A 1,173-nucleotide genomic window follows, 5' to 3' on the forward strand; every position below is an offset into this window, starting at 1 on the left:
TGGGTCGGGGCCGGTGGGGGTGTCGGTTCCGGTGGTGTTTGGTGCGCAGGTGGATCGGGACCCTGGGGCGGTGGCGATTTCGTGTGGGACGCGGTCGTGGTCGTATGGGCAGGTTGATGAGGCGTCGAATCGGTTGGCGCGTTTGTTGATGGGTTATGGGGTGGGGCCTGGGGCGCGGGTGGGGTTGTTGGCGCCGCGTTCGGGTGAGGCGGTTATCGCGATTTTGGCGGTGCTTAAGTGTGGTGCGGCTTATGTGCCGATTGATCCGGGGCATCCGGATGCGCGGGTGGAGTTTGTGCTTGCTGATGCCGCGCCGGTGGTGGTGTTGAGTACGGCTGCTCTGCGGTCGCGGTTGGCCCGGTTTGAGGGGGTGGTCGTTGATGTTGATGATCCGGCGATTGATGGGCAGTCCTCGGCGGCGGTGGCGGTGCCGGCGGCGCAGGAGATCGCTCATGTGATTTACACCTCGGGTACTACGGGGACCCCGAAGGGGGTGGCGGTCAGTCAGGGCAATGTGACGCAGTTGTTTGACCGGTTGCAGATCGGTGTGGGGTTGGTGCCGGGGCAGGTGTGGACGCTGTTTCATTCGTTGGCGTTCGATTTTTCGGTGTGGGAGATCTGGGGGGCGTTGTTGCACGGGGGCCGTTTGGTGGTGGTGCCCGAGGAGGTGGCGCGTTCGGCGCCCGATTTCCATGCGTTGTTGGTCGCTGAGCGGGTGACGGTGTTGACCCAGACGCCCTCGGCGGTGGGGATGCTTTCGCCGCGGGGGTTGGAGTGCGCGGCGTTGGTGATCGGGGCTGAGCCGTGTCCGCCGGAGTTGGTGGATCGGTGGGCGCCGGGGCGGGTGATGGTCAACGTTTATGGTCCGACCGAGACCACGATGTGGGCGTCGAAGAGTGCGCCGTTGTCCGCGGGGTCGGGGGCTCCGGCGATTGGTTCGCCGGTGGCGGGGGCGGCGTTTTTCGTGTTGGACAATTGGTTGCGTCCGGTGCCGGCCGGGGTGGTGGGGGAGTTGTATCTGGCCGGCGCTGGGGTGGGTGTGGGGTATTGGCGGCGGGCGGGGTTGACCGCGTCGCGGTTTGTGGCGTGTCCGTTTGGTGGTGTGGGAACCCGGATGTATCGCAGCGGGGATTTGGTGTCCTGGGGCCCGGATGGGCAGTTGCGGTATGTGGG

The 1,173-nt window shown here is 66.1% G+C and carries 1 protein-coding gene; it reads left to right on the forward strand.

Annotated features, from left to right (window positions below):
* A partial coding sequence (locus ACIA48_RS30275) for an amino acid adenylation domain-containing protein (protein WP_396740013.1) occupies positions 1-1,173 on the forward strand: 1,173 nt, incomplete at both ends.

Source organism: Mycobacterium sp. NPDC051804 (assembly GCF_044452905.1).
Classification (GTDB): domain Bacteria; phylum Actinomycetota; class Actinomycetes; order Mycobacteriales; family Mycobacteriaceae; genus Mycobacterium.